Origin of the sequence: Streptomyces arenae (genome assembly GCF_022343545.1) — a bacterium.
Lineage (GTDB): Bacteria > Actinomycetota > Actinomycetes > Streptomycetales > Streptomycetaceae > Streptomyces > Streptomyces humi.
Map to the genome: position 1 here is coordinate 377,687 of NZ_JAKQYH010000090.1, position 6,751 is coordinate 384,437.

Annotated in this window: 6 protein-coding genes; 3 read left to right on the forward strand and 3 right to left on the reverse strand. The window is 74.7% G+C overall.

Annotated features, from left to right (window positions below; translation table 11 throughout):
- Positions 1-136: 136 nt before the first annotated feature.
- Together MB828_RS43780 and MB828_RS43785 are read right to left on the reverse strand one after the other, a co-directional pair.
- On the reverse strand, positions 137-2,659 hold the full coding sequence (locus MB828_RS43780) for an ABC transporter permease (RefSeq protein WP_301653013.1): 2,523 nt from the start codon (positions 2,657-2,659) through the stop codon (positions 137-139).
- On the reverse strand, positions 2,653-3,390 hold the full coding sequence (locus tag MB828_RS43785) for an ABC transporter ATP-binding protein (protein WP_301653014.1): 738 nt from the start codon (positions 3,388-3,390) through the stop codon (positions 2,653-2,655). The genes MB828_RS43780 and MB828_RS43785 overlap by 7 nt, the downstream gene beginning before the upstream one ends.
- 181 nt (positions 3,391-3,571) lie before the next feature.
- On the opposite strand from MB828_RS43785, the gene MB828_RS43790 reads away from it, so the two are divergent.
- Both MB828_RS43790 and MB828_RS43795 read left to right on the forward strand, forming a co-directional pair.
- Positions 3,572-4,861, forward strand: a complete 1,290-nt coding sequence (locus MB828_RS43790) for a sensor histidine kinase (RefSeq protein WP_301653015.1) — start codon at positions 3,572-3,574, stop codon at positions 4,859-4,861.
- The gene (locus tag MB828_RS43795) at positions 4,834-5,493 is read left to right on the forward strand and encodes a response regulator (protein WP_301653016.1); all 660 of its coding nucleotides are present in this window, start codon (positions 4,834-4,836) and stop codon (positions 5,491-5,493) included. Before MB828_RS43790 ends, MB828_RS43795 begins: the two co-directional genes overlap by 28 nt.
- A gap of 63 nt (positions 5,494-5,556) precedes the next feature.
- On the opposite strand, the gene MB828_RS43800 is transcribed toward MB828_RS43795, so the two are convergent.
- Entirely contained in the window at positions 5,557-6,258 is a 702-nt protein-coding gene (locus MB828_RS43800; protein WP_301653017.1) for a type III effector protein, read from the reverse strand.
- A 127-nt stretch (positions 6,259-6,385) separates the two neighbouring features.
- Between MB828_RS43800 and MB828_RS43805 the strand changes: the two genes are divergently transcribed.
- A partial coding sequence (locus tag MB828_RS43805; protein ID WP_301653018.1) for an Hsp20/alpha crystallin family protein occupies positions 6,386-6,751 on the forward strand: 366 nt, incomplete at its 3' end.

Here is a 6,751-nt window from a genome sequence, read left to right on the forward strand (position 1 = left end):
CCACCGCCCACGACCCCCGCATCTCGAACCCACCCCCACACCACCACCCCAACGCCCCCCTGACCGCCCCCACCACTCCCGGCTCTCCCCGCAGATCCCGCCCCTCCCGGCCCGTCGCTGCCCTGCCGTCCGTGGCTCACTCCCGGGTGGCTGTCGGCTGTGTCGTCGCGCGGTGCAGGGCGATCGCGGCGGGGGTGACGGACGAGATCACGGCCAGGAGCGCGCAGGCGCCCATGGCGGTGCCGACGGCCGTCCAGGGGAGCCGGAGCGGTGTCCGCACGGACAGCAGGCACAGGGCGCCCCACATGCCCGCCAGGTCGAGCGCGGCGACGAGGAGTCCGAGCACCCCGCCCACGGCCACGACCACCAGCGCCTCGGCGCCCACCAGTCGCAGCACCTGCCACCGGGTGGCGCCGGCCAGCCGCAGCACCGTCAGGTCGCGCACCCGGTCCGACGTCGCCATGACCATGGTGTTGGCCAGCGAGATGCCGGTGTAGAGCAGGGCGATGCCGAGGACCAGCAGAAGCCCCGTCCGGGTCGTCCGGTCCGTCCCGGGTCGACCGGCCCGCACCCACTGCTCCCCGGTGAGGACCCGGCCGCCCGAGGTGCGCACCGCGGCCCGCAACCCGGCGGCCACGGCGCTCGCGTCGGCACCGTGCCGGAGCGCCACGTCGACCCGGTCCACGGGCGCGCCCGGGGCGTTGCGCGGCGTGACGTAGACCCCGTTGTCGCCGGTCCCGGTGGTCATCACCGCGGCGATCCGCAGCGTCCTGGGCGTACCGTCACCGAGCCACACCCGCACCCGCTGCCCGACCGTGTGCCGCCGCCACTCCTCGTTGACGACGATCGAGCCGTCGTCGAGGTCACCCAGGCGGCCGGCGGCGACGGGCAGCCGGGTGGTGGCGGCGAGCGGGCCGGGGTCCGCCGCGCGCGCCTCGGCCCTGTTGAGCGCGACGCCGTCCTCCAGCACGTAGACGGCGCTCGACGAGGTGGGGGAGACCTCCGCACCGGGCACGTCACGCAGCTCGCGCAGGGTCTCCGGGGCGAAGCCCGTACCGCCGCCCGTACCGCTGCCCGTACCGCTGCTCGTACCACCGCCCGTACCGCCGCCCGGGACGACGACGAAGGCGGCGGACGTCCGCTGCCGTGCCTCGGTGGCCTTCGCCTCGTCCAGGGTCGCGGTGGCGCCCAGCAGCGAGCCCGTCAGCGCGACCGTGACCAGGACCGGTGCCGCGATCGCGGCGGTCCGCCGGACACCGGCGGCGGCGTTCTCCCGCACCAGCATGCCGCCCGCGCCGGGCAGCCGGGCCGCGGGCCAGGCGAGCAACCGGGTCAGCGGACGCACCACCACGGGTGCGAGCAGCGCCACGGCGGTGATCAGCAGCATCGGCCTGCTCACGTAGGTCTTGCGGTGCAGCAGGTCACCGGGGTCGCCGTACAGGGCCAGGGCCAGTGTCACGAGGGCGGTCAGCAGCAGCCCGGTGCCGGACAGCAGGCGGCCCCACGTCATCGTCCGGGTGTCCACCGACGCCTCGCGCAGCGCCTGGGCGGGTCCGGTCCGGCCGGCCCGCCAGGACGCCGCCACCACCCCGCACAGCGCCACGGCCGGCCCCGTCGCGAAGGCCACGCCGTACGGCCAGACGGCGTCGCCGATACCGAACCAGGGCGGGGCGAGACCACCGGCCACCACCCACGACGCCAGCCGGGGCGCCCCGTACGCGCCGAGGACGCAGCCGACCGCCGAGGCGAGCACGCCGACCAGGAAGGCCTCGGCGACCACCATCCCGCGGAGCTGCCCCGGCGTCGCCCCGGCCGTGCGCAGCAGCCCGAACTCGCGGCGCCGCTGCGCCACCGAGAACGCGAAGGTGGACGCCACCACGAACACCGACACGAAGGCGGTGACGCCGCCGGCGGTGCCGAACAGGGCGTTCATCGCGACGAGCGCCTTCTCGTCCCGGTCGGGATCCGGGTCGGCCGAGCGGCGTCCGGCACCGGTGAGGACCCGCACGTCGGCGCTGCCGCTCACCGCCGCGCGGACCGCGTCCGCGTCCGCGTCGACCGCCAACTGGATGCTCCGGGGCGACAGCCGGGCGGCTCGGGCGTCGGTGTAGAAGACGGCGTGCTCGAAGCCCCGCGGGGCGACGGTGCCGACCACCCGTACGGTCCCGTGGTCGGTCCGCACCCGCTCGCCGGGTCTCGCCCAGTCGCCGCTGACGACGACCTCGCCGGCCGAGCGGGGAGCGCGGCCCGCGTCGAGCGTGTAAGGCGCGAAGGCGGCGACGGACCAGGGATGACCGACCAGGTCGCCCGGCCCGCCCCGGGCCCGGACGGCGAACGACCGGTCCTCGACGACCGTACCGAGCTTCCTCAGCTCCGTGACGGTCCCCGGCGGCACGGCGCGCGGCTGGGCGAGCCGCTGCACCCGCTCGCCGGCCGGGGTGGACACCCGCAGCCTGTCCGCTCCCCTGACCACGACCGGAGCGGCGGCGAACCGCTCCGGTCCGCGGTCGGGCGCGTCCAGTGACGAGGCGAGGGCCAGGCCCATCACGGCGATCAGCGCGACACCGAGCGAGAGGGCGACGAAGCTGCCGGCGAAGGTGGTCCAGCGGGTGCGCAGGGTGCGCAGCGCGACACCCGCGACACCCGCGACACTCAGCACGGCGCGGCCTCCAGCTCCGCCATGTGCGTCGCGATGCCGTCGGCGCCCGCCCCGACCAGCTCGCCGTCGACCCGCCCGTCGACGAGGAGGACGACCCGGTCGGCGTACGACGCGGCCACCGGGTCGTGCGTGACCATGATGACCGTCTGGCCCTCGGAGTCGACCATGTCCCGCAGCAGCCCGAGCACTTCGCGGCTCGTCCGTGAGTCGAGGGCGCCGGTCGGCTCGTCACCGAAGAGCACCTCGGGGCGGGTGATCAGGGCGCGGGCGAGAGCGACCCGCTGCTGCTGGCCGCCGGACAGCTCCGCCGGCCGGTGGCCCGCCCGGTCGGCCAGACCGACCTGTGCGAGCACCTCACGCAGCCGGGCCCTGGAGGGACGGCGGCCGGCCAGCCGCAGGGGCAGCGCCACGTTCTGCTCGGCGGTCAGCGAGGGCAGCAGGTTGAACGCCTGGAACACGAAGCCGATGCGTTCGCGCCGCAGGAGGGTCAGCCGGGTCTCGCTCAGCTGCGTCAGCTCGGTCCCGCCGACGGTCACCGACCCCGACGTGGGGCGGTCAAGACCGGCGGCGCACTGCAGCAGGGTCGACTTGCCCGAGCCCGAGGGGCCCATGACGGCGGTGAACGTCCCCGCAGGGAAGGTGAGCGAGACCCGGTCGAGCGCGTTCACCGCGCCTTCCCCGGACCCGTACCGCCTGCTGACCGAGCGCAACTGGATCGCGTCCTGGTTCATATGCCCCTACTCGTTCGGTGTCGTGACTCCACAGGTCCATGGCTCCGTGGCTCCACGAAACCGTGGCGGGACGCTGTGGCGCACTGCGGCAGGAACGACACTCGGGGTAGGGCCAGGCCTACCCCCGGGGGTCCTGCTGAGCCCATGGCACCGGCGGTTCCGGCCTTCTACGGTGGCGCTCATGCACCCTCGCAACGTGTGGCAGGCCATGTCCCGGCCGGGCTTCCTGCTGTCGTCGTGGCCGTGGCGCTCCGCCGGCTACCTGCTCACGGGGGCGCTGGCCGGCCCGGTCGCCCTCGTCGGCCTGCTGGGCGCGGTCGCGGTGGGCGGCACCCTCGCGATCGTGCTGGTGGGGCTCCCGCTGCTCGTTCTCGTGGCGTTCGCCGGGATCCCGGTGGCCCGGGTGGAACGGCACCGGCTGCGCCTGATCGACCGGGACCCGGTCCCCGACCCGCACCGGCCGCCCGCCGCCGGGGGGCCGTGGTCCTGGCTGACCACCCGGCTGCGCGAGCAGACCACCTGGCGGGAGCTCGGCCACGCCTTCCTCCTCGCGGTGCTGCTGTGGCCGGTCGACGCCCTCGCGATCACCGTCGGTCTGCTCCTCCCGCTGGCCGTGGTCGCGACCCCGCTGCTGATGGCCACGGCCGGCGGCGGCCGGGAGACCAAGGTCCTCAAGGCCTGGACGGTCACCACCTGGCCGACGGCCTTCGGCATCGCCGTGCTCGGGCTGCTCGCCCTGGCTCTGGGCGGCTACGCCCTGGGGGTCGCGGCCGGCGCCCGGGCCGCACTGACGCGTCTGCTCATCGCCCCGCGCGAGAGCGACCTGGGGGCCAGGGTCGTCGAACTGACGCGGTCGCGCGTGCGGTTGGTGGACGCCTTCGAGGCGGAGCGGCGGCGCATCGAGCGCGATCTGCACGACGGCGCCCAGCAGCGGCTGGTGGCACTGACGATGACGCTGGGTCTGGCCCGGCTGGACGCGCCGCCCGGACCGCTCGCGGACCAGCTCGCCAAGGCCCACGAGGAGGCCGGCAAGGCCCTCGCGGAACTGCGCGAACTCATCCGCGGCGTCCACCCGAAGGTGCTCACGGACTACGGCCTCGAAGCGGCGGTCGCCGACGCCGCGGACCGCTGCGCGGTGCCCGTGGACGTCGAACTGGCACTGCCGGGGCGGCTTCCCGCCGCCGTGGAGTCCGCCGCGTACTTCGTGGTCTGCGAAGCCCTCGCCAACGTCGACAGGCACAGTGGGGCCGGCCGCGCGCGGGTGACGGGCGACCACCGCGACGGGCGTCTGCGCCTGCTGGTGCGGGACGACGGCCGGGGCGGCGCGGACGCCGGCGCGGGCAGCGGGCTGACCGGTCTCGCCGACCGGGTGTCCGTACTGGATGGCAGACTGTCACTGGCCAGTCCGCCCGGCGGACCGACACTGCTGAGTGTGGAGTTTCCTTGCGAACGCACCGATCGCTCCGGGTAGTTCTGGCCGAGGACAGCGTGCTGCTGCGGGAGGGGCTCATCGGCCTGCTCGGCCGCTGCGGTCACGAGGTGGTCGCGGCCGTGGGGGATGCCGAGGCGCTGACAGCCGCGGCCGAGGAGCACGTCCCGGACATCGTGGTGACGGACGTGCGCATGCCGCCGGGCTTCCAGGACGAGGGACTGCACGCGGCGCTGCGGCTGCGCGAGCGGCGGCCCACGCTGCCGGTCCTGGTCCTCAGCCAGTACGTGCAGCGGACGTACGCAGCCGAACTGCTGGACTCCGGCGACGGAACGGGCATCGGCTATCTGCTCAAGGACCGGGTGGGACAGGTCGAGGAGTTCGTCGACGCCCTCCGGGAGGTGGCGGAAGGCGGCACGGTCGTCGACCCCGAGGTCGTACGACAACTGCTGCGCCGCCGCCGCGATCCGCTGGAGCGGCTCAGTCCGCGCGAGCGTGAGGTCCTGGCGCTGATCGCCGAGGGAAGGTCGAACGGGTCGATCGCCCGCGCACTGGTGGTGTCCGAGGCCGCCGTCGGCAAGCACATCAGCGGCATCCTCACCAAACTGGACCTCCCTCCGACGGACGAGTCCCATCGCAGGGTGCTGGCCGTCCTCGCCTATCTGAGGACATGACACCCCCTGAGCGGTGGTCGGAGCCGAGCGCGGCGCCGGACTCCCGGCCGGGTCCGGCACCGGCTACCGCGGCGGAGGCTGAGGGGCTTCCGGGCCGGTGTCCGAGTTCGTCAACGCGTCCAGCTGGGCGGCGAGTTCGGGGTGGCCGGGGGCGAGGTGCGGGCGAGTGGCGTTGAGGGGGCGGACGAGGACGGCGGGGTCGTCGTGGGCGAGGGCCGCGTGCAGCCGGCTGAGCGGGTCGCGGGCCGCGGTGGGCAGGTCGGTGAGGGCGGTGATCTGACCGGCGATGCGGCGCAGGTCGGCTGCGTTGCGACGGGCCCAGTCGGCGGTGGTGCGTTCGGCGGCGCGGCGTTCGCGGGTGGCCTGGACGCGTTGTTCGCCGGTGGTTCCCGCGGGGCCGGGCCGGCCGCGCAGGTAGCGGCGTTCGGCGGCCTGGCGGCTGGAGACGCCGAGGGGGTGGGCGAGGTCGGCCCAGCTCGCGCCCGCCTCGCGGGCCGTCTCGATCAGGCCGGTCTCCCAGCCCGCGAGCTGCTCGCGTACCTGCCGCAGCAGCAGGAGGGAGGCCAAGGCCTTCTCCGGGGCGACGTTCTCCGGGGCGACACGCTGGGCGTCGGCGGTGTCGCGGTCCTCGCGGGTGTCGCGGTCCTCGCGCCGTGCGGTCCGCAGGGCGTCGTCTATGGCCCGCAGGGCTGCCGCTGCGGCGAGGAACGACGCCGGGTTCGGCGCGCCGATGCCGGGCGACGGCGGCTGGTCGGCCGGGGTCATGGCCACCTCCTCAGCTGGTCATCCATCGGGTGACACTCCTGTTTGTCATCCATTCGATGACATGCTACAACGGTTTCAGTGAGGCGCATTGGCAGCAACTGCCTGATCTCCCTGGAGGTGTTTCCCCATGTTGATGCGCACTGACCCCTTCCGCGAGCTGGACCGGCTGGCGCAGCAGCTGATGGGCCCGGGCACGTGGTCGCGGCCGTCCCCGATGCCGATGGACGCCTACCGCGAGGGTGACCAGTACGTGGTGGCCTTCGACATCCCCGGCGTCACCGCGGACGCGATCGACATCGACGTCGAACGGAACATGCTGACCGTCAAGGCCGAGCGCAGGCCCGTGGCGAAGGCCGACGACGTGCAGATGGACCTGTCGGAACGGCCGCTGGGCGTCTTCTCCCGCCAGATCGTGCTGGCCGACACGCTGGACACCGAGCACATCGAGGCCGACTACGACGCGGGCGTGCTCACCCTGCGCATCCCGATCGCC

Coding starts and splice junctions, on each gene's coding strand:
- MB828_RS43785 (WP_301653014.1), bottom strand. CDS start 3,390: ATGAACCAGGACGCGATCCAGTTGCGCTCGGTCAGCAGGCGGTACGGG.
- MB828_RS43790 (WP_301653015.1), top strand. CDS start 3,572: ATGCACCCTCGCAACGTGTGGCAGGCCATGTCCCGGCCGGGCTTCCTG.
- MB828_RS43800 (WP_301653017.1), bottom strand. CDS start 6,258: ATGACCCCGGCCGACCAGCCGCCGTCGCCCGGCATCGGCGCGCCGAAC.